This window comes from Compostibacillus humi (genome assembly GCF_014637175.1).
In the GTDB taxonomy this organism is placed as follows: Bacteria; Bacillota; Bacilli; order Bacillales; family Amphibacillaceae; genus Oceanobacillus; species Oceanobacillus humi.
The window spans coordinates 24,476-47,209 of record NZ_BMEV01000001.1 but is presented as its reverse complement, the minus strand read 5'-3'; the positions used below and the strand labels follow the sequence as shown (position 1 = coordinate 47,209).

Here is a 22,734-nt window from a genome sequence, read left to right as displayed (position 1 = left end):
TGCTGTTTTATACTATGCAAACAGGGCTTGGCAAGCATCGGATCGTTCCTTTCCTTAGTTCATGATTCGTTAAGAGTGCACACCTCGTGTCATAAGGCTATTTCGATTCTTCGCCCTTGGATTTAGTCCCAAACGCTTTTTGCAGATTAATATATAAAACTACTGGACTGTCCAGCAGGCCAGTGCTATACTATATTCAAATTAGTCGAACAATTCCAAAATAAAACATTGGAGGATCAGGCATGAGACTGAAACCGATTGAAAAGCGGGAGCGGGTTTACCAAGCGGTCATTCAGCAAATTAAACAAGCAATCGAACAGGGAGAAATCTTGCCGGGAGAGAAGCTGCCGTCGGAGAGGACGCTTGCGGAAACCCTCGGCGTATCCCGGACTTCAATCAAAGAAGCGATGACGGTTCTCGAATCGACCGGGGTGATCGATGTCCGTCCCGGCGTAGGCATGTTTGTAAGGGAAGAATCGGAAAGAAGCTTGCTGCTGAAGTTTTCCATGATTCTCGATGAAAAAGAGGAGAAGCTGGACGACTTAATTGAGCTGCGCCAGGCCATCGAAGGAGATGCGGCCTTTTATGCTGCCATCCGCATTACGGAAGAACAGAAAATGAAATTAACCGCCATTTACGAAAAACTGGTAGAAAAGGAAAAAAAGGCGGAGGTGGCTACCGAAGAGGATTTCCAGTTTCATTACACGATCGTTGAGGCGGCGAACAACCCGTTAATGCTGGAAGTGATGAATCTTGTATCGGACAAAATGATGGACAGTGTTACGGAGATTCGCAACTTCTCCATTCAGCATGACCAGCTCAACGAGCAGGTCGTCAAGGAACATGAAAAAATTTACGAGGCGATTATTCATCATCAGCCGGAAGAGGCGAGAAAAGCGATGTGGGAGCACCATCAAGGAATAAAGGTGCGTCTGCTGAAAAAAGGAGGCAAAGAGCAATGAACAGTACGGAACTGTGGCTGGAAGCGTTAATGCAGATTATTCCGGATGAAACCCGCATATTTACTGACCGGGCCGATTTATACAGCTATTCCTATGATGCTTCCTTTGGCACGTATTTGCCGGAAGCAGTCGTGCAGCCAAAGGCAACAGAGGAAGTGTCCAACATCATGAAGCTTGCCAATCAATACGAAATCCCTGTCTATCCAAGGGGCCAGGGTACGAGTTTAAGCGGCGGTCCCCTTCCTGTCAAAGGCGGAATTGTGCTCGATTTTTCCCAATGGAACGACAAACTGGAAATTTACCCGGAAGATATGATGGCAATTGTTGCCCCGGGAGTGCTTACTGCGGACATTAACAATGCTGCCCTAAAGGAAGGTTTGATATATCCGCCGGACCCGAGCAGTTCCAACGTATCGACGATCGCCGGAAACTTGGCGGAAAATTCCGGCGGGCCAAGGGGACTGAAATACGGGGTGACGAAGGATTATGTCCTAGGGCTCGAGGTAGTAACCCCGGAAGGAGAAGTAATCCGCACCGGGGGAAGAACGGTAAAAAACGTGACCGGCTATGATTTAACGAAGCTCATCGTTGGCTCGGAAGGAACCCTTGGCATTATTACCGAGGCGATTTTAAAACTGCATCCGAAACCGGAAGCGACGGCTACGTTAATGGCATTATTCGCCGATCTCGTCGCTGCGGGCCAGGCGATTTCCAATATTCTCCGTGCCGGGATTATTCCGGCAAAATTGGAGATGATGGATAAGGCATGCATTGAAGCAGTGGAAGCCTATGAACCGCAAGGCTTGCCGACGGACGTGGAGGCTCTGATCTTAATTGAATTGGACGGCCATCCCCAGGCGATTCACGATGAAATATTAAAAGTGGAGGACGTATGCCGGGAAACGGGAGCAACGGAAGTAATACGGGCAAAAACCGAGGAAGAGGCGGCCCAATTGTGGCGGGCCCGCAAACTCGTTTCTCCGGCCATTGTGCGCCATAAGCCGACGAAAATTTCCGAAGATGCCACCGTCCCCCGGAGCAAAATTCCCCATATGTTCCAGCGGCTGAAAGAAATCCGGAAAAAATACGATATCGACCTCGTCGTTTTTGGACACGCCGGCGACGGAAATCTCCATCCGAATATTATTGCCGATAAACGGGATAAGGAAGAAATGCGGCGGGTGGAGCAGGCGGTAGGAGAAATCTTTGAAGCAGCCGTGGAACTGGGAGGAACTCTGTCCGGCGAACACGGCATCGGCACATTGAAAGCTCCCTTTATGGAGATGGAGCTCGGAGCAGCAGGCGTGGAGATGATGAAGCGGATTAAGCAAAGCTGGGATCCGAAAAATATTTTAAACCCGGGCAAAATTTTCCCGGAACCGGGACAAAGGCTGGTGCTCACCGATGACTAAAAGAATGATGGTGCAGCTTCTTGTCCGGAAAGGAGGCGTGTTCTCTTGGTCCAGCAATTAACCGAACGAAGTGCTCTGTCCTTTGCCTATGCGGAAACCTTTGACTGTGTCCAGTGCGGCTACTGTTTGCCCGCCTGCCCGACGTACGTCACGATGAAAAAAGAAACCCAGTCCCCCCGGGGAAGAATTAATTTGGTGAAAATGGCAGCTGAAGGAAAGATTACTTATGACGAGCTGGAAGGGCCGATCAATCTCTGTCTCGGCTGCCGGGCATGTGAAGTCGTCTGTCCGTCCGGCGTCCAATACGGAAAAATTTTGGAGTCGGCAAAAGAAGTATTGTACGAAGAAAAATCGAAGCGGGCAAAGCTGTTTCAGGAATTTGTGTTTGGGAGCCTATCGAATAAGACGGCGCTGAAAACGGCAGGAGCGGGACTTTCCCTGTATCAAAAATCCGGATTGCAAAAAGCGGCGCAAAAGACGGGGGCAGTAAAGATTTTGCCGGAGCGGCTCCGGTCCTTCGAAAAAATTTTGCCGCAAAGAAAGCGAAACAAATGGGAACATTTTTACCCGGCACAAAAGCCGGTTTATCGGGTCGGATTTTTTGTCGGATGCGTCATGGATGCCATGTTTCACTCGATCAATACGAAAAGCATCAAGCTGTTGCAGGCGGCCGGTTGTGATGTTGCCGTCATTCCTGAACAGACTTGCTGCGGGGCGCTGCAAAGCCATGCCGGGGCTAAAGACATTGCCAAAAAACTGGCGAAGGAAAACATCGCCGCCTTTGAAAAATATGATTTTGATTTTATCGTCAACAGCATAGGCGGCTGCGGGGCGATGCTCGTGGAATACGGCAGGCTGTTGGAGGATGACCCGGATTGGAAAGAACGGGCACAAGCCTTTGCCGATAAAAACGTCGATATTAGTGTACTCTTGTCTGAACTGGAATTGCCGTTTACGCGGGAAGTGAATAAAACTGTCACTTACCAGCCTTCCTGCCATATGACAAATGTCCAGCGGTGCATAAACGAGCCGCTTACCCTTCTCCAATCGGTTCCGGGAATTACGTATGTGGAGCTGCCGATGAAAAATATGTGCTGCGGCTCAGCAGGAATCTATAATCTCGTAAACTATGAAGCTTCCATGGAAATTTTGGACGAAAAGATGCACCATGTACAAGCGGCAGCACGAAAGCCTGAAATAATCGTTACGACGAACCCGGGCTGCCATTTGCAGATGAAGCTCGGCGTCGAGAGAGAAGGATTGTCGGACCAAATCGAAGTCGTGCATATAGTAGAATTGGTGGCAGAAGCGTGTGGAATTGAAGGATAAAAATGTATAGAAATTAGCAGACCCTAAATGTTCCGATGGGACATTTAGGGTATTTTTATGACTGCCGTTAAAGAAATTTCACTCCACATTACATGATCTAGATGATTTGAAAGTTATTGTATGCGAAAGTTTAATAGAAAATGTTTTTAGACTATAACGAATAAATGTAATTATCTAAAAATTATTGACATTCAATAGTGTGTTAAATATAATGAAAACTAACAATAAGTTGAATGATTATTCCTTAAAATGGAATAATGTTTAAGTCAAAGTGCAAGTTGGCGTTTTTCTATTTAAAAATGTAATGCAACATTCGAAGCACTTGAGATTGAATGGGGGGAGGAGATTGACAGACAAACTGATTAATAAAAATGATCTGTCGAAGCTGATTAACGATGGCGACACGTTGCTCGTCGGCGGTTTTGGATTATCAGGCACTCCGTTTACTTTAATTGATGTATTAGCTACGCTGGGCAAAAAAAATTTAACTGTAGTAAGTAATAATCTTGGTGAGAAAGATAAAGGACTTGGCATTCTCCTTCATAAAGGATGCTTGAAGAAAGCAATCGGTTCCTATTTTACATCGAACCGTGATGCTGTTTATGAATGGTCGAAAGGCAACTTGGAAATTGAACTGGTACCACAAGGTACTTTGGCAGAACGTATTCGTTGCGGCGGGGCTGGGATTGCGGGTTTTTACACGAAAACTGCTGCTGGTACGAAATTAGCAGAAGGAAAAGAAGAACGCGAATTTGACGGAGAAACGCACGTATTTGAGAGAGCGATTAAAGGCGATGTTTCTTTAATTAAAGCTTGGAAAGCTGATACGCTAGGGAATTTGATTTACGACCATACCGGACGTAACTTTAACCCGGTGATGGCTACCGCAAGTAAAATTGTTATTGCCGAAGTCGATGAAATTGTGGAAGTAGGTGAATTATCACCATACGAAATTACTACACCTCACGTTTATGTCGATTACTTAGTGTTAAGTGATTATAAAAAGATTGGAGGGAAGTATGTTGTCCCAGGAAGCTAGGATAAAAATAGCCAAGCGTGTTGCCGAGGAATTGTCTGATGGCGATATTGTAAATCTTGGTGTTGGTATTCCCACGTTAATTCCGGATTACCTTGGAGATAAGAAAGTTCATTTACAGTCAGAAAACGGATTGCTCGGCATGGGACCAACGCCGGATGAAAAAGATATCAACATGGATTTAATCAGTGCAAGCAAACATCCGATTTCGATGGAACCGGGTGCATCGCTTTTTGACAGTTCCGATTCCTTTGTGATGATACGGGGTGGTCATATTGATGTTGCTGTCATGGGAGCACTTCAAGTTGACCAATACGGGGAAATTGCTAATTGGGCAATTCCGGGCAAAAATATTTTAGGCGTAGGAGGTGCAATGGATCTAGTTGCTGGGGCGAAGAAAATCATTATCGCATCTATGCATCAGGCGAAGGACGGGACACCAAAGCTGGTGGAGAAGCTGACTTTCCCGACAAGCGGAAACGGCAGAGCAAATATATTGGTGACGGAACATGCTGTATTTAAGTTTTCCGATCAGGGAACAGAACTTGTTGAACAACTTTCTGATTTAAGTCTGGAACAATTAAAGGAAATAACAGGAGCACCATTTACATATCAGGGTGCATTGGTTTAATTAAAAAAGGAGGTTTCATAATGAAAAAATTTATAATATTCGTAATTATTTCCGTGATGGTAGCGCTTACAGCGTGCAGCCAGGAATCATCAAATGATGCAAGCACCGAAGAAGGCAGTAGTAATGGCAGTGGCGGCGGAGAGCCTACAGAAGTGCCGTCTGAGATTACCTTTGGGGCGGCGACCGTCGGTGGTGTATGGTATACCATTGCCGGTGCCATGAGTGACAAAATGAAGGAAATTTTTCCCGATTCATCTGTGGCGATTGTTGAAGGAGGTTCGACAGCAAATCTTTTAGGTTTAGGTGACGGAACTTTTGATATTGCATTTACGAATGGAGAAGCAATCTCAGAAGCAAATAACGGAACAGGTGAATTCGAAGAACCGATTAATAACTTTAGTACTGTAGCGACGATGTATCCGAACCCAGTTCAAATTATCGTTAGAGCTGATTCAGATATTCAATCTGTAGAAGATTTGAAAGGAAAAAAAGTTAGCCCGGGAATTCGCGGCTACAGCGGAGAACTAGCCTTTTTAAGAATACTAGATATTCTTGGCATGTCTTACGATGATTTAGATGGAATCGAGTATACAGGAACGGAAGAAGCAGCGAACTTGCTACGGGACAAACATATTGATGCATGGATAGGGAACTTGGCTGCGCCAGCAGCAACATGGCAAGAAATGGATACGACTGTAGGAATTCGACTTATTTCTTTAGATGAAGACGTCATTGACCAAATGTATGAACAAAATCCTGGTTACGTTCCTTACACGATCGAGGCGGGAACATACCCTAATCAGGATGAGGATGTCCGTACCGTGGCACCGTATACAGTGCTGCTCGTTAATAATGATACGATGCCGGAAGATGCCGTATATGAATTCACAAAGATGGTTGTAGAAAACAATGATGCATGGAGTACGATTTCTTCTACATTGAATGATTTTGATGCCGAGTATTCGGTTGAGAATAATACTGGTGAAATGCATCCTGGAGCAGAGCGATATTATAAGGAGATTGGTGTGATGGAATAATTCTTAATTCCGAGAGGAGTGAAAAACATGCAATCAAATCAGGTGAGTGAAAGTGTAAATATGCAGCCTATCAATCATCCGGAATATGATGAGGACGGGAATAGGGCGAATCGACTGCGCGTCTTGAAAGGCGCGGTCGGCCTCATCATTTCTGTTATTGCGATTTTTATGTCCTTTTTTCACCTTTACACCGCCATGTTTGGAGTATTTGAATCAATCTTACAGCGTTCTGCACACTTAGGTTTTGCGCTGATTTTAGTATTTGCCATATATAAGCCAGCAAGCCGGGCCGCTAAATCGGATTCTATACCTTGGTATGATTGGATTCTGATTGCGTTATCCGCTGGTACCTATGCCTATTTTGTTTTAAATGCACAAGATATCTCATCACGTATGACCTACATCGAAGACTTGTCAGCTTTACAAATTGCCATCGGAGTCATTGCAGCTTTAGTACTTGTGGAAGCAACGAGAAGAGTAGTAGGTACGGCGCTTTTAGTGATTATCATTCTTTTCCTCCTCTATGGGTTATGGGGACAATATTTGCCTGGTGCCCTCGGTCACCGTGGGTTTGATTTGATGTGGATTATTGACCATCTATTCTATACAACTTCAGGCGTATTTAGTACACCTTTAGGAGTTTCAGCGACATTTATCTTCTTGTTTATTCTGTTCGGGAAATTTTTGGAAGTTTCCGGTGCGGGTCAATTTTTCATCGACTTGTCCGTTGCGGGTATGGGGAAATATCGTGGAGGTCCTGCGAAAACAGCCGTTGTCGCGAGCGGAATCATGGGAATGATTTCCGGAAGTGCCGTTGCCAACACGGTTACAACCGGTGCCTTTACTATTCCGCTGATGAAAAAGACAGGCTATAAGAGCCACTTTGCTGGAGCAGTAGAATCTGTTGCTTCATCCGGGGGACAAATTACACCTCCGATTATGGGAGCGGCAGCATTCATTATCGCTACGTATTTAGGGATACCATATGTAGAACTTGCTTATGCGGCAGCAATTCCAGCATTGCTTTTCTATATCAGTTTATTTATGCAAGTAGATTTTCGGGCAAAACGAATTGGTTTACGAGGAATAAATAAGGAAGAGCTGCCACGGGTATCGGATGTTTTTAAAAAGGGGTATATTTTCTTTGTGCCGCTCATTGTCATAATTGTCATGCTCGTTTCCGGAGCATCTCCAATGCGGGCCGGTCTTTTCGCCATCGGGGCTACCATTTTCGTTGCTTTAATTAACCGTGTGGCAAGCCTTGACTTCAAGACCGTGGTGAAAGCACTTGATCTCGGTGCAAGAGCTTCCTTGGAAACTGCAGTAGCATGTGCTGCGGCAGGATTGATTATTGGGGTTATTGGTTTCACTGGAATTGGATTGCAATTCAGCAGTCTCATTATAAGTATGTCTGGCGGAATCCTCATTATCGCATTAATTTTCACAATGATTACGAGTATTATCCTTGGGATGGGATTGCCAACCGTTGCTGCCTACATCGTTCAAGTGCCATTGACAATTCCGGCATTGATTGAACTTGGGGTATCGCCTTTAGCAGCTCATATGTTTGTATTTTATTTTGCTGCGATGTCTGCCATTACCCCGCCTGTTGCTCTTGCGGCTTTCGCAGCAGCAGGGATTGCCGGTTCTGAACCGATGAAAACAGGTTTAACAGCAGTAAGACTTGGAATTGCCGCGTTCATTGTTCCGTTTATCTTTGTATACGGAGAAGCGCTGCTATTAATGGGCAATCCGTTAGAAGTTATCCTGGCCACGATAACTGCCATTATTGGCATTATGGGAATTGCGAGTGCTGCAGAAGGATGGCTGCTCAGACATAGTTTCTGGTATGAGCGGTTAATATTAACATTTGGTTCTCTATTAATGATTGTTCCAGGAATTTGGACAGATTTGATTGGAATTGCAATTTTATCGGGAATCTATTTGAACCAGCGGTATCTTCGCAAAGATTTATTGCCAGAATCTTAGAATACCAAGGAGGATAACATGGGGAAAGTGACGGTAGTCGGTTCAGGAGTTATGGGAAAAGGGATTGCATATGCCTTTGCCATCAGCGGATATGAAGTACATGTTCAGGATATCAGTTTGGAAAATTTGCGAAAGGCAAAAGAGGACATCGATGCATTATTAGACAGCAGTCTGGAAAAAGGGTATCTAGAATCCAATGCCTATGAATCTGCAAAAAAGAATCTTGTATTTGAACCAGATTTAAAAAAGGCGGCAGAAGGAGCAGAGCTGGTTGTAGAGGCTGTCATCGAAAGAATGGATGTGAAGATTGATGTCTTCAAGCAATTGGATGAAATTTGTCCGCCGGAAACGGTTCTGGCAACAAATACATCAACTATGAGTCCGACGGAAATCGGAGCACAAACGTCAAGGCCTGATAAAGTCATTGCGATGCATTTCTTCAATCCGGTCCATAAAATGAAACTTATTGAAGTGATTCGAGGCTTAGAAACGTCAGATACAACGGTGAACTTTGTCCATGAAACTGCAGCAAGAATTAACAAAACAACGGTAGAGGTAAATGAATTTCCCGGATTTGTAACATCCCGAATGAATTGTCTTATTGGCAATGAAGCGATGTATCTCCTGATGGAAGGAGTCGCATCGGCGAAAGACATCGATAAAGCGATGAAACTCGGACTTAATCATCCGATGGGGCCACTAGAGTTGGCAGATCTTGTCGGGTTGGATACCCGTTTAAGAAATATGGAATATCTCCATGCAACATTAGGGGAGAAATACCGTCCTTGTCCGCTTTTAGTGAAATATGTAAAAGCAGGCCGGTTAGGCAGAAAGTCAGGCCGGGGCTTTTATGAGTACAATTAGGAGGGAGAACATGCCAAACACTTATGAAAACATAAAAGTTAAAATCGAAAATGCCGTTTTCTGGCTGACGCTCGACCGTCCGGAAGTGCGAAACGCCCTCGATGCCAATATGCTTAAGGAAATCGAACAAGCAATTTTTGCAGCAGAAGCAAATGATGACATCCGAGTGATCGTCATTCAGGGGGCAGGTGAAAAAGCTTTTGCAGCCGGTGCCGATATACGGCAGCTGAACGAAAGAAAACCGTTAGAAGCATTGGTACCCGGGATGCAAGGTCTGTTTAAAAAAATCGAAAATTGTTCGAAAGTGACCATTGCTGTTGTCACAGGATATGCCCTCGGCGGTGGGTGCGAATTGGCCATGTCCTGTGACATCCGCATTGCAACGAATGGCGCAAAATTCGGTTTGCCAGAGCTGAACCTCGGAATTATCCCAGGGGCGGGCGGAACCCAGCGGCTTTCCCGCATCATTGGGAAAGGCCGGGCACTGGACATGATTTTAACAGGAAAAATTGTTGACGGGAAAGAAGCAGAACGGATTGGTCTCGTATCCTATTATGTGGAAGAGGAAGAATTGGAAGAGAAATTGGAGGAAGTAATTAAGGGGGTCATGAAAAAAGCACCGGTCGCCGTCATGCTTGCAAAACAGGCGGTGCATAAGGGATATGACGTGGATGAAGATACAGCCATGTGGATGGAGAAGCTTTCTCAGGCGGTTGCCTTCAGTACAGAGGATAAATATGAAGGTACATTAGCATTCTTGGAAAAGCGACAAGCTCAATTTAAAAACAGATGAAGTGGGTGTAAATATGGACTTCCAGTTACCCGAAGATATTGAATTTTTAAAGGAAAATGTAAGGAAATTTGTACGGCAAGAAGTAGAACCGGCAGCAATGGAAATCGAGGAAAAAAATGAAATTCCGGAACATATTGTAGAAAAATCTAAAGAAATGGGGCTCTTCAGTCTTTCCATTCCGGAAGAATATGGCGGGCTCGGGCTAAATATGGTAGGGAAATGTGCGATTTACGAAGAATTAGGAAAGACTCATAACGGTTTCACGACGTTAATTGGTGCCCATACCGGAATTGGAACGGTCGGCATCGTCGAGTTGGGAACAGAAGAACAAAAGGAAAAATATTTGCCAAAAATGGCTGCCGGTGAATGGATTGGCGCCTTTGCTCTTACTGAGCCTGGTGCTGGATCCAATGCCGCAAACTTGAAAACTACCGCTATAAAAAAGGGAGATAAATATATCATTAATGGCTCCAAGCATTATATTACTAATGCCGTAGATGCCCATGTATTTACCGTCATGGCAGTAACCGATCCATCGAAGGGAGCCAAAGGGATTACGTCTTTCATTGTAGAGAAGGATTTTCCGGGATTTATCCTCGGTAATGTGGAGGAAAAAATGGGACTTCGTGGTTCCCATTCTGCGGAGCTATTTTTTGAAGATATGGAAGTGCCAGCGGCGAATGTGCTAGGAGAAGAGGGAATGGGATATGTAAATGCCCTGAAAATTCTTGCCAACGGCCGTGCAGGACTTGCAGCAAGAAACCTCGGCTCCTGTAAGCGGCTATTAGAACATTGCCTGGAATATGCGGCTGAGCGGGAGCAATTCGGTCAGCCGATTTTGGAAATACAAGCAGTTCAGCACATGCTGGCTGAAATTGCAAAAGATATTGCTGCCCTTGAAGCATTGACCTATAAAGTAGCATGGATGACAGACCAGAAGAAGCGAGTTGTAAAAGATGCGGCCATTGCAAAATTATTCGGATCAGAAGTTTACAATAAAGTAGCAGATCTTGCCGTACAAATTCATGGCGGTATCGGTTATATGAAAGATTATCCGATTGAACGCTACTACCGAGATGCACGCATTACTAAAATTTATGAAGGTACTTCGGAAATTCAGAAAAATATTATTGCCTCTGAACTTAAACGAGAATTAAAGGCTAGGAGTGTTTATTAATGAAAGAATCCTACATTATCGGTTCTGTAAGAACGGCAGTCGGTAAATTGGGCGGTTCGTTAAAAAATGTCACTTCCGACTTTTTGGGTGAAAAAGTCATTCGGGAAGTACTGAACCGATATGGTAAAGAGGTAGAAGTTGATGAAGTCATTATGGGTCAGGCAAAACAAAGTCAGGATCAGTCCAATGTGGCAAGACTGGCAGCTCTTAGAGCAGGTTTGCCGGTGACCGTAACCGGATATACCGTCCATCGTCAGTGCGGCTCTGGTTTGCAGGCAATCAATAATGCAGACATGCAAATCAAAATAGGCTTGTCTGATGTCATCGTTGCAGGGGGTACAGAAAGCATGAGTACAGCTCCGTACTACTTAAGAAATGTGAGATTTGGTTATCGGGCAGGAAGCGGAATGCTGCTTGACCCAAATACCGAGAGTCAGCCTGGTTCCCAGCCACGGGAAGTTTATGGCGAATTAACGATGGGGCTTACAGCAGAAAACCTGGCGGAAAAGTATCATATTTCCCGTCAAGAGCAAGATGAGTTTGCCCATCGCAGCCAAGTGCTGGCAGATCGCGCCATTAAAGAAGGGAAGTTTAAAGAAGAAATCGTTCCATATGAAGTAAAAGAACGGAAAAAAACGTATACCTTTGATACTGATGAACACCCAAGACTTACTTCACCGGAAAAACTGGCAACCCTTCCGGCAGTTTTTAAAGAAGGGGGCACAGTAACAGCAGGAAATGCCAGCGGCAGAAATGATGGGGCGGCAGCTGTGCTTATGATGAGCAAAGAAAAGGCGGAATATTACGGGTTAAAGCCGCAAGCAAAAATTATTGCTCAAGCAGTAAGTGGGGTATCACCGGAAATCATGGGGATTGGTCCAGTGGATTCGACGAAAAAAGCATTGAAACAGGCAGGATTGAAGCTGGATGATATCGGATTAATCGAGCTAAATGAAGCCTTCGCTGCCCAAGCTCTAGCTGTTATACGTGAAAGCGGAATGGACTTGGAGAAGGTCAATGTGAATGGGGGAGCCATTGCCCTTGGTCACCCAATCGGTGCCACAGGTGCTATTTTAATGACTAAACTCCTTCACGAAATGAAACGCAGAGGAGAGAAATACGGTCTCGTTACTCTTTGTATTGGCGGCGGTCAGGGAATTTCCACGATCATCGAATATTTGGATTAGTAAAAAGGAATGACTCGGCACATCGTCAAGTAGTCTTATGCAGTCAAGCTCTATGTCCTCCTGTTAAACCAAATGTAAAGCTTGAATACGATGTTTAATGCTGTAATATTTATTTTGAAACAAAGATTTTGCAATAAACGAAGGACAAAATGCAATTGCGTAAAAGGGGGATGGTCCATGAGTAAAAGTTTAGTCAAAGCGATACATGTATTGGATTGTTTTTTAGAAAAGCCGGTAATGACGATAAATGAATTAACGGAAATGGCGGGGATGCCAAAGACAACGGTATTTCGTCTGGCTAGCGGTCTGGAAGAAGCAGGATTATTGATTAAGGACAGAAAATCGAGTCATGATGTAACTTACCGCATGTCGCTAAAATTTTTAAAGTACGGGAAATATGTTAGTGAACAGCTGGAATATACGAAAATAGCCTTGCCCCATATGAAAAAATTAAATGAAGAAATAGATGAGCTCGTCCATCTAAGCATTATGGAAGGGGAAGAGGCAGTATATGTAGAGACTGTCGACAGTTCCAAGCCAGTTAGACTCGTAGTAAAAGTTGGTGCCAGGTCTCCATTGTATGCCGGATCTGCTCCGAAATTATTGTTATCGAGCTTGAATGATGAAGAATTGGAAGAGTATTTAAACAAGGTTGAGCTAAAAAGGTTTACGCCGAATACTTTGACGGATAAAGAGAGAATCATCGAAGAAGTAAAGAAAATAAGGGAAAAAGGTTACTCCGTCAGTTATTCCGAACATTTTAAAGCAACGGTAGGAATGTCCTATCCAATTTACGATTATGAAGGAAAAATGATTGCTGCACTGGGGGTAAGTATTCCTGATGTGTATTATACGGAAAAGCGAGAACAATTCATATTAAATAATTTGAGGAAAACGGTTGAAAAAATTTGGGCGGAATTAGGTTATACGGAAGCTGCAAGTTCACCGAGGTAAAATCCTTTAACATCCGTCATGTTAGGGGGACGGGAAATGCGGGTATCAGTAGACGGATTGAAAAACTTTTGCACAGAAGTATTAAAGAAAAATTCTATCCCTGAAGCGGAAGCGGAAGTTATTGCAGACAGTCTCGTCGATGCAAATGTTATCGGAGTGGATTCCCACGGTGTAACACGGCTTGCGGACTATTTGAAAAGGCTCGATGATGGAATTATCAATAGACGTACAATCATGGAACGAATCAGGGAAAATGAAACGATAGCATTATTCGATGCCAATAATGGCTGGGGACAATATGCAGGTAAAATTGCGATGTTTGAGGCCATCAAGAAAGCAAAACGGTATGGCATTTCTGCAGTTGGTGTAATGAACTCCAATCATTTTGGTACAGCATCTTATTTTACGAAAATGGCTGCAGAAGAGGATTGTATCGGCATTGCCATGTGCAATACGACGCCAATTATGGTAGCCTGGGGCTCCAGCGAGCCGACTTTAGGGACCAATCCTCTTTCTATTGCAGTTCCGACAAACAAGTACCCTGTCGTTCTGGATATGGCAACGAGCAATGCTGCACGGGGGAAAATAAACCTTGCTGCAAAAAAGGGTGAAGAAATTCCCCTTGGTTGGGCAATTACGAAAGACGGGAAAAACACTACCAATGCAGTAGAAGCATTAGAAGGATTTCTGCTTCCATTAGGGCCAAAGGGATCTGGGCTGGCAATGATGATTGATATATTATCCGGTGTCTTAACTGGTGCCCTATTTGGCAGGGATATCCCTAGAATGTATGATGATAAAGAGCCGCAGCGACTAGGCCACCTGTTTATTGCCATCCATGTAGAAAGCTTTATGGATATGGAGACATTTAAACAACGAATGGAAAGTCGTATAGAACAGACATTGACAAGTAAACCTGCTGAAGGATTTGATCAAGTGTATATGCCAGGAGATATCGAGCAACTAAATGCGGAAAAGCATATGTTGGCAGGATTAACATTGCCGCGGGCAATATATGAAGAGTTAAAAGAATTAGGAAATCAATTCGGAGTTGCGATTGAGGAGATAGTTATAGAAAAGTAGACTCATATTACTGTACTGTTTGATAAGAAATCTTATTTTAAGGATTTGTTTTAACCTTTGGATTAGCTGTTAAGTGGGAAGAAAAAAATTGTAAATATGGAAGAAGCAAATATAGTCGAATTCCAGAACAAGTTTGTAAAGATAGGTTCTGGATTTTTGTTTTTATTATTTTGCAGACTGTAAACAATTATGAAATGATGAAGGACGGGATACAAGCAACCTTGTTGGAAGAAGTTCTTGTTTAGATTTTTGCTTCAGTACTTTTCTTATATTTATTCCTGAAAAACCAATTTCCATGTCGAATTTTTCACTTCCTAGACCCCTTGCTCTTCTATTTCCAGCTTAATGCCGCGTAGTTTCCGTCAATAAAAATTAAACTATTCATCACATAACAAAATTCCAAAATGTCTTATCTATAACCAGACTTATCTAAAAATTATAATTATATTGACAATGCATACTGTATCCAATATACTAATTCTAAATATATAGAATAATCATATAACATGAACTTCTGAATCTATTCAAGGGGGGAATCAAAGCATAGATTCAGGCTTGTCGTATCAACGAATGATAAGGGGGATTACTATGATAAGCACGTATCTATGGATAGAATTCGCAATCTTTTTAATTATCATGATTATCCTCAGTGTATTTGCAGCAAGAAAAACGAAAACGATCGAAGACTTTGCCATCAGCGGGGCAAACCTAGGTCCTTACGTACTAGGACTTTCCTTTGCGGCGACCTTTTTTAGTGCAGCAACCTTTATGGGGTATCCTGGATATTCCTATGCATGGGGATACAGTAATTTATGGCTGTTTTTATCTTTAATTGTGGCGGCACCGCTCGGAATTATTGCAGTTGGAAAAAGAATCCGCAAAATAAACACATCCCAAAAATCCCTTTCCCTGCCGGACTGGCTCGGGGACTATTATAACAGCGATTTTCTCCGTGTCGGAACGGGGCTGATTATGCTCTTTAACGTGTTTTACATTGCTTCCCAGTTCTCAGCCGGGGCACAAATTTTCCAAAATATGCTCGGTTTAAGCTATACAGCTGGGCTCATTATTATTGCGGTCATTGTAATCGCATACGTATTCTTTGGCGGGTCCTATGCGGATGTCTATACCGATGCGGCCCAGGCAATTTTAATGGTGGCAGCGGGAATTTTCGTCTTCATCTCCGGAATTATTTTCTTTGGAAACGGGAATATCAACACGGCATTTACGAATATTACCGAAAACTTAGCTTCCCAAGATGCCAGCCTAGTCGAAATCTTTAATCCGATTTCGAACTATTATGGAGTATCTGCTGTTTTAGGTCTGTTTATTGTACAGTTTGCTTTCTCGTCCCAGCCGCAGCTGTTTAATAAAGTACTCTCTTTGAAAAACCCGGGCGACTTAAGAAAAATGCTATTTACGTATATTTTTGCCGCTGCAACTTGTCTGCTCGTATTATTTGGCGGGTTATATGCACGGGTTGCCCTTCCTGACCTTGATGTTCCGGACCAGGCTTTGCTTGAGTATGTAGCATGGGGATTGCCGGCATTTGTTGCTGCCCTCATCGGGGTGGTTATTCTGGCGGCTGCTTTATCGACGACAGACGGCCTTTTCGTTGTTATGTCCACCGTGTTTGCCAATGACATTTACCGGAAAGTGCTCGTACGAAGAGGGATCATGAAAGCGGACGAAGAAAAAATGAACCGGACAGCAATGATGCTTAGCCGTCTTGCCGTTCTCGTTGTTGGAGCTGCTGCAGTCATCATTGTGCTTAACCCTCCAGAATTTATCGGCGATTTCATGTGGATCGGCATTTCCGGCGTATCGGCAGGGACGCTAGGACCGATTTTATATGCGGTATTTGCCAAGAAAAAAGCTTCTCCCCGCGCTGCGGAGTTATCGATGATTATCGGTCTTGTCTTCTACTTAATTATTGTGTTCACCGGCATTGAACAAAGTCCGCAAGCTGCCGGCGGCTGGGCGACATGTGTCGGCATCGCGTCGATGTGGATATTAGCTTCCATCTTTAAGCGTCCCGATGAAGGGGAAAAGGTAACGGAGGAGGAAATCGCAAATGTGGATTAATCCAATGCTGTCGATTTGGCTATATGCTACGGTTGGTTCGCTTATCCTTTGCAGTATTCTTTTATGGAAATGGTATAAACCAGACGAAGAGGATGAAAAGTAAAATAGCGTGTTTCGGCACGCTATTTTACTAGTTTACGAGAAGGACAGAACACTTTAAACAGAATTGGGGGAATACATATGAAACTGGCAGATAAATATTTAGGCGGGACGATTGCTGACGTTGCGAAAGAAATACAAACAGGAGCACTGTCACCGGCGGAATTGGTTTCCGCCCAGCTGGAACGGATTGAACAAGTGGATTCGAAACTCCATTCTTACATAACGGTAGATAAAGAGGGGGCGTTAGCCCAAGCACGGCAAATGGAAGAGGAAATCGAAAAGGGCCGCTATCGCGGACCGCTGCACGGAATACCGATTGGCTTAAAAGATCTCATCGATACGGCTGGAGTGAAAACGACCTACGGCTCCCCGATTTATGAAAATCACGTTCCCGGGGAAGATGCGGAAGTAGTAAGGCGTCTGAAAGAAGCGGGAGCGATTATTATCGGAAAACAGCATACCCACCAGTTTGCCTACGGTCCAACCGGCGACCGGTCCCATGTCGGCCCGGCGAGAAATCCGTACGATACGGAAAAAATGACAGGCGGGTCGAGCAGCGGATCTGCGGCGGGAACTGCAGCGGGACTCTGTTTCGGCTCCCTGGGAACGGACACCGGCGGATCAGTGCGCATTCCCTCTTCCTTCTGCGGGGTTGTCGGAATGAAACCGACGTACGGACGGGTAAGCAAACGGGGAGTATTTCCGCTTTCGTGGTCGCTGGACCATGTCGGCCCGATTACGAGAACCGTATTGGATAATGCAATCATGCTCAATTATATTGCCGGCTATGATGAAAAGGATCCGGATGCGGTTCCGGCTGACAAAGAGGATTTTACGAGATGGATCGGCAAAGATTTGCACGGTATGGCGATCGGCATACCGCGAAGATTTTTCTATGACGATCTCAATCCGGAAATCGAACAGGCGCTGAACGAGACTGCGGCCGTTTTTGAAAAACTGGGCGCGGCGGTAAAAGAGGTGGATATTCCGAGCATTCAGCGAATTTCCGATGCCCAAAAAGTGATTTTGCGGTGTGAGGCATATGCCGTCCATGAAAAACATCTTGCTGACTATCCAGACGATTGGGATGATGAAGTAAAAGAGCGGCTGCTTACTGCCATTGGGACAAGCGGTGCCGATTTTGCCAATGCGCTGCGAATGAAAAAGCAGGGTACCGCGGAATTTGACCGGATATTGGAACAGGTCGATGTATTGCTGGCGCCGACTTTGCCGATTTTGCCGCCGGAAGTAAATGGGCGGTTCACGGACGGAAGCATGGATGAAAGCCGGCATATCCGCTGGACAATTACAAAATTGACGGGCCCTACCGATTTAACCGGCCATCCGAGCATTAGCGTTCCGTGTGGTTTTTCGAAAGACGGGATGCCAATCGGCGCCCAGCTCATCGGAGAAAAATTTGCCGAAGCGAAGCTATATCAATTTGCCTACGCTTTGGAAGAGGAATTGGCGCTGCCGAAGGTGAAATTAGATATAAAAACATAAGTGGTGCTTTTAATGAAAAAACAGATTAAACTGCGGACAAAAATCCTGCTCCTTTCCTCCATATTAGTTTGTATTTCTGTACTCGTCAGCGGCTTGACGATGCTTGTCAGTGTGTCCGCTTCCTTTGAAGAGGAAATCGGCGAAAGGGCGATTGCCATTGCGAGAACGATAGCTCAGATGGACGATATTCGCAATGCGGTGGGCCGGCCGAATGGGGAAGAGGTGATTCAGCCGATCGCGGAGCGAATCCGGGTTTCCACCAATGTAGATTATATCGTCATTTTGGACATGAACCGGATTCGTTATTCCCATCCGTCGGAGTCGCGAATCGGCCAAGTTTTTGAAGGCGGGGATGAATTGGCTGCTTTTTCCGAACTGGAATATACGTCCAAGGCGGAAGGGGAGCTCGGCTATGCCATCCGCGCCTTCGTTCCGATTATGAATGAAGAAGGGGTAGAACAGGTTGGCGTGGCCGTCGTCGGCATTTTATCCCCGACGTTTCAATCTTTAATCCAAGTGTACCAAAAGGATCTCCTCATCTCCCTATACTGGGGTCTTATCATCGGCTTAGCGGGAGCATGGCTGCTGGCAAACAACGTGAAAAAACAGACGTATCAGCTGGAACCGTATGAAATTGCCCGCTTATTTGAAGAACGGTCCACAATGATGGAGACCTTGGATATCGGAATCATTGCCACGGACGATCAAGGAAAAGTCACCTATATGAACCGGCAGGCGGAAAAATATACGGAAATTTCTTTTGCCGGCGAGCTTTCCATCGATACCATTTTTCCGCAGCCGTGGATGACAAAGGACCTTTTCCGCAAAGGGAAATTAACGAACAAGCCGATTAATATTCGGGGAACGATGTATCTGATTTCCATCCATCCGCTTTTTGTAAAAGATCATTATCTCGGTTCCCTTTTGACGCTGAAAAACCGGTCGGAAGCGGAGCAGCTGGGAGAGGAATTAACCGGGGTGAAAAGCCTCGTTTCCGCACTTCGGGCCCAAAACCATGAATATATGAACAAGCTCCATTCCATCGCCGGCTTAATTCAGCTCGGAAATACGGAGAAAGCGCTGGAGCTGATTATCGACGAAACGTCCTATGAAGAAAACACCGTCCAGTTTATGCGGGACCGCATTCAAAATTACGGCATTTCCGGCCTTCTCCTCGGAAAGCGTTCCCTTGCCAAAGAAGCAGGGGTGGAGCTCTGTATTGATTCGAACAGCTACTTAACGGAGCTGATGGACGGCATTAGTGCCGGCGACATGATTACGATTCTCGGGAATTTGCTGAACAATGCCATCGAAGCATGTACGGAGAGCGGGACGAAAAAAGTGACCTGCCTCTTGCAAGGAAAGTCGGATTACTTGTATATTTCTGTGGAAGACACAGGGCATGGCATGACCGAGGAAGAACAAAGCCGGATTTTTGAACATGGCTACAGTTCGAAAGGAAAGGAAGGAAGGGGAATTGGCCTCGTACTCGTAAAAGAGATTGTCGATGCGAATAACGGGCGGATTTCTGTTCAATCGGAAAAAGGAAGAGGTACAACGGTCATCATTGAAATTGCCTCATTAGAAAAGGAGGGCTTTTCATGATTCGCGCTGTGATTGTGGAAGACGATCCGATGGTGCTGGAAGTAAACAAGGCGTTTTTGAAAAAGAGCTCCTTTTATACGTGCATTGGCAGTGCCGGCACCGGAAAAGACGCGCTGGAGCTAATCACGGAAACAAAACCGGATCTCGTTTTGCTTGATATTTATTTGCCGGATATGTCGGGCATTGACGTGCTGCGGGAAATCCGAAAAAGAGATATCCCCGCCGATGTCATTATGATTACGGCAGCCAGAGACGTAAAGACGGTACAGCAAATTTTCCGGTTCGGAGCGGTCGATTATTTAGTGAAGCCGTTCCGCTATGAACGGTTTAAGCAGGCGCTGGATACGTACTACACAATGTGGAAAAAGCTGAATCATCTCGATGCGGTCAGTCAGGCGGATATCGACGAATGGAATGAGAAAAAGGAACAGGAAGAAACGCTGCCGAAAGGATTAAGCGAGGTCACGCTGAAGCAAGTGCTGATGGCGCTCCATGACGAAGAAAAACCGAAAACGGCGGAACAGCTGGCATCCAAGCTGGGAATGGCCCGGGTGACCGTTCGCCGTTATTTAGACTATCTCGTGAAAACAAATCAGATTCAAATGCAGGTCGAATACGGCCGTGTCGGCAGACCGAGCAATTATTACTTCGTTTAACTAATATATGTTTTTCGTTCCCACAGAGACCAAAAAGACCAAAAAGAACATTATGGTCTTTTTCTTGTCTCCTTTATGTAAGCGCTTTATAATGGGAATCATCAAACTAATGGGAATATTGATAAATATTCCGATGGAGGTGGGCACATTACTGATAAAGCAAGTCTGCAAATAAAATTTGTGCTAGTTATTTTAATCTCCATCGTCCTGTTAGCCGCCTGTTCTGCACGGGATTATCCGGTGGATCATGAACAGCTCAGTGAAGAGGAACGAATCGTCATCCGCTTTTCCCATGTTGTGGGAGAAGAGACGCCGAAAGGGTTAGCGAGCAGGCGTTTCGCCAAACTGGTGGAGGAACGCACGGACGGCTTTGTGGAAGTGCAAGTGTTTCCGAATAGTTTCTTATATAAAGACGGAGAGGAACTGGACGCCCTTCTTGCTGGGGAAGTCGAGATGATTGCTCCGGCGACGTCAAAAATAACTTCCCTCGTCCCGGAATGGCAAGTGATGGATTTGCCCTTCGCCTTTCGAACGATGGAAGAGGTAAAGGAATATATCGATGGACCGGCTGGCGAAGTGCTGAAAAAGAAACTGCGGGAACAGGGCATCAGTCCCCTCGCTTTTTGGGATAACGGATTTAAACAAATGACGAACAATGAACGGCCTCTTCGAAATCCGGAAGATTTTCGTGATTTGCAGTTCCGGATTATGGAGAGCGACGTGTTGAAGGAACAATTTCAACTGTTGGGCGCTGAAGCAAAAGTAGAAACTTTTGACCAAGTGTTCTCGGTGCTGGAAAGGCAGACGTTAAACGCCCAGGAAAATACGTTTTCCAATATTGTAAACCGGAAAGTGCACCACGTTCAGGATTACATAACGGTAAGCAATCATGGCTATCTCGGCTATGTCGTGCTGATGAACGATCAGTTTTGGAAAAAATTGCCCGACGAAGTCCAAATCGTCATTTTGGATGCGCTGGAAGAAGTGACCGAATGGCAGCGGTCCCTGGCCGAAGAAGTGAACAGGGAAAAATATGACTATTTATCCGCCTGCCAATGCATTGATATTCACGAGCTGTCCGACGCAGAGAGAAAACAGTGGGAAGAAGCTCTATTACCTTTATATGAATCTTTTAGCGAAAGGTATGGAGCTATTTATATAGACTATCTTCCAAAAAATAAAAGATAAGAATAAAAGGGAGGAGAAGAGATGGTCAAGTTGAAAAAAGCGTTGCTGTTTCTGGCAATGGCACTTTTGGTGCTGTTCTTTGCCGCCTGCAGCGGGGGCAGTGATGATTCCGGAGATTCGGAAAGCAGCGATACAGGGGGTGACAGTGAAGAGACAGAAGAAACAGCGGAGGAAGGGGAAAGTGCCGACTATCCGAGCACGGTAACGATCGGTACCGCATCCCAGGGGGGAACATATTACATCTGGGGCGGCGGACTGGCCAATTTGTTGGAAGAACATTTGGGCATTACATCCAACGTGGAAGTTACCGGCGGTCCGGTGCATAACATCCAATTGCTGGATGCCGATGACATTCAGATCGGGATGGTAACGGAAGGTCCGCTATATGAAGGAATTCATGGAGAAGGGGATTGGACAGGAGGAAACAAGTACGAAGATATTCGCGTCATTTTCCCGATGTACCATACGCCATTCCACTGGTGGTCTACGGCGAAATCCGGTGTGACAAGCATTTTGGAGCATGAAGGCGAGCGGGTCGGGGTCGGTCCTGCCGGAGGAACGCCGGGAACGTATAACCCGCTCATTTATGAAGCCCTCGGCATTGAGACAGGTGACCAAGTACAGGCCGGCGCCAGTGACATGGCATCACAAATGATGGACGGTCAGCTCGATCATATCGGATTCTCCGCCGGTATTCCGATTGCAGCAGTAACAGAAATTGAAGCGCAAATGGACATTAATATTTACGGAATTGACGGGGAAGAACGGGAAAAGGTGAAAGAGGCATTGCCGTACTTTGTCGACTTTGTCATTCCGAAAGACACGTATGAATCCCTAGATTCCGACATTGAGACGATTGCCCAATATAACTACGGGGTCGTCCACAAAAATGCCAACGAAGATTTTGTCTATGACTTTGTCAAAGCATATCACGAAAACATTGAACAAATGATTACGACCCACGCTTCCGCTGAAGAAGCAAGGGATCCGGAAGCGATTTTAATTAACGAAAGTTACCCGATGCATCCTGGGGCCATCCGCTACTATGAAGAAATCGGCATCGAACTTCCGGAGGCTGTTTATCCGCCAGAATGGAATAACTAATTTCCAGATGGAGAGGCAAGTGGATAGATTCCCGGAC

The 22,734-nt window shown here is 45.1% G+C and carries 19 protein-coding genes; all 19 read left to right on the top strand.

Annotation, left to right across the window (positions count from 1 at the left end; translation table 11 throughout):
• Positions 1-242 precede the first annotated feature (242 nt).
• The 19 genes from IEV18_RS00190 (at position 243) to IEV18_RS00100 (ending at position 22,697) form a co-directional block, all read left to right on the top strand.
• The gene (locus IEV18_RS00190) at positions 243-962 is read left to right on the top strand and encodes a FadR/GntR family transcriptional regulator (RefSeq protein WP_188390339.1); all 720 of its coding nucleotides are present in this window, start codon (positions 243-245) and stop codon (positions 960-962) included.
• Positions 959-2,374 carry an FAD-binding oxidoreductase gene (locus IEV18_RS00185; RefSeq protein WP_188390338.1) on the top strand — a complete coding sequence of 472 codons (1,416 nt, stop codon included), beginning with the start codon at positions 959-961 and terminating at the stop codon, positions 2,372-2,374. The genes IEV18_RS00190 and IEV18_RS00185 overlap by 4 nt, the downstream gene beginning before the upstream one ends.
• A 45-nt stretch (positions 2,375-2,419) precedes the next feature.
• Positions 2,420-3,703, top strand: coding sequence for a (Fe-S)-binding protein (locus IEV18_RS00180; RefSeq protein ID WP_229733496.1), 1,284 nt, complete (start codon positions 2,420-2,422; stop codon positions 3,701-3,703).
• A gap of 304 nt (positions 3,704-4,007) precedes the next feature.
• Complete coding sequence (locus IEV18_RS00175) at positions 4,008-4,742, top strand: CoA transferase subunit A (RefSeq protein WP_188390337.1); 735 nt, start codon at positions 4,008-4,010, stop codon at positions 4,740-4,742.
• Positions 4,723-5,370: a 3-oxoacid CoA-transferase subunit B gene (locus IEV18_RS00170; protein ID WP_188390336.1), complete on the top strand. Its 648-nt coding sequence runs from the start codon at positions 4,723-4,725 to the stop codon at positions 5,368-5,370. The genes IEV18_RS00175 and IEV18_RS00170 overlap by 20 nt, the downstream gene beginning before the upstream one ends.
• Before the next feature lie 20 nt (positions 5,371-5,390).
• Positions 5,391-6,407: a TAXI family TRAP transporter solute-binding subunit gene (locus IEV18_RS00165; RefSeq protein ID WP_188390335.1), complete on the top strand. Its 1,017-nt coding sequence runs from the start codon at positions 5,391-5,393 to the stop codon at positions 6,405-6,407.
• A gap of 27 nt (positions 6,408-6,434) precedes the next feature.
• On the top strand, positions 6,435-8,396 hold the full coding sequence (locus tag IEV18_RS00160; RefSeq protein ID WP_188390334.1) for a TRAP transporter permease: 1,962 nt from the start codon (positions 6,435-6,437) through the stop codon (positions 8,394-8,396).
• 18 nt (positions 8,397-8,414) lie between these two features.
• Entirely contained in the window at positions 8,415-9,260 is an 846-nt protein-coding gene (locus IEV18_RS00155) for a 3-hydroxyacyl-CoA dehydrogenase (protein WP_188390333.1), read from the top strand.
• Between the two features lie 10 nt (positions 9,261-9,270).
• Positions 9,271-10,053: an enoyl-CoA hydratase/isomerase family protein gene (locus IEV18_RS00150; RefSeq protein ID WP_188390332.1), complete on the top strand. Its 783-nt coding sequence runs from the start codon at positions 9,271-9,273 to the stop codon at positions 10,051-10,053.
• A gap of 13 nt (positions 10,054-10,066) precedes the next feature.
• On the top strand, positions 10,067-11,230 hold the full coding sequence (locus tag IEV18_RS00145; RefSeq protein ID WP_188390331.1) for an acyl-CoA dehydrogenase family protein: 1,164 nt from the start codon (positions 10,067-10,069) through the stop codon (positions 11,228-11,230).
• Positions 11,230-12,417 carry a thiolase family protein gene (locus IEV18_RS00140; RefSeq protein WP_188390330.1) on the top strand — a complete coding sequence of 396 codons (1,188 nt, stop codon included), beginning with the start codon at positions 11,230-11,232 and terminating at the stop codon, positions 12,415-12,417. The genes IEV18_RS00145 and IEV18_RS00140 overlap by 1 nt, the downstream gene beginning before the upstream one ends.
• Positions 12,418-12,594: 177 nt before the next feature.
• Complete coding sequence (locus IEV18_RS00135; RefSeq protein ID WP_188390329.1) at positions 12,595-13,371, top strand: IclR family transcriptional regulator; 777 nt, start codon at positions 12,595-12,597, stop codon at positions 13,369-13,371.
• A gap of 36 nt (positions 13,372-13,407) precedes the next feature.
• Entirely contained in the window at positions 13,408-14,454 is a 1,047-nt protein-coding gene (locus tag IEV18_RS00130; RefSeq protein ID WP_229733494.1) for an Ldh family oxidoreductase, read from the top strand.
• Positions 14,455-15,042: 588 nt separating this feature from the next.
• Positions 15,043-16,539: a sodium:solute symporter family protein gene (locus IEV18_RS00125; protein ID WP_188390327.1), complete on the top strand. Its 1,497-nt coding sequence runs from the start codon at positions 15,043-15,045 to the stop codon at positions 16,537-16,539.
• Between the two features lie 180 nt (positions 16,540-16,719).
• A complete protein-coding gene (locus tag IEV18_RS00120) occupies positions 16,720-18,144 on the top strand; it encodes an amidase (protein WP_188390326.1) in 1,425 nt (474 codons plus the stop codon).
• 12 nt (positions 18,145-18,156) lie between these two features.
• Positions 18,157-19,749 (top strand): ATP-binding protein, encoded by a 1,593-nt coding sequence (locus IEV18_RS00115; protein WP_188390325.1) that lies wholly within the window; start codon positions 18,157-18,159, stop codon positions 19,747-19,749.
• Positions 19,746-20,405, top strand: a complete 660-nt coding sequence (locus IEV18_RS00110; protein ID WP_188390324.1) for a response regulator — start codon at positions 19,746-19,748, stop codon at positions 20,403-20,405. Before IEV18_RS00115 ends, IEV18_RS00110 begins: the two co-directional genes overlap by 4 nt.
• Positions 20,406-20,585: 180 nt before the next feature.
• Entirely contained in the window at positions 20,586-21,593 is a 1,008-nt protein-coding gene (locus tag IEV18_RS00105; RefSeq protein ID WP_229733493.1) for a DctP family TRAP transporter solute-binding subunit, read from the top strand.
• A gap of 21 nt (positions 21,594-21,614) precedes the next feature.
• Positions 21,615-22,697: a TAXI family TRAP transporter solute-binding subunit gene (locus IEV18_RS00100; RefSeq protein WP_188390323.1), complete on the top strand. Its 1,083-nt coding sequence runs from the start codon at positions 21,615-21,617 to the stop codon at positions 22,695-22,697.
• Positions 22,698-22,734: the final 37 nt, after the last annotated feature.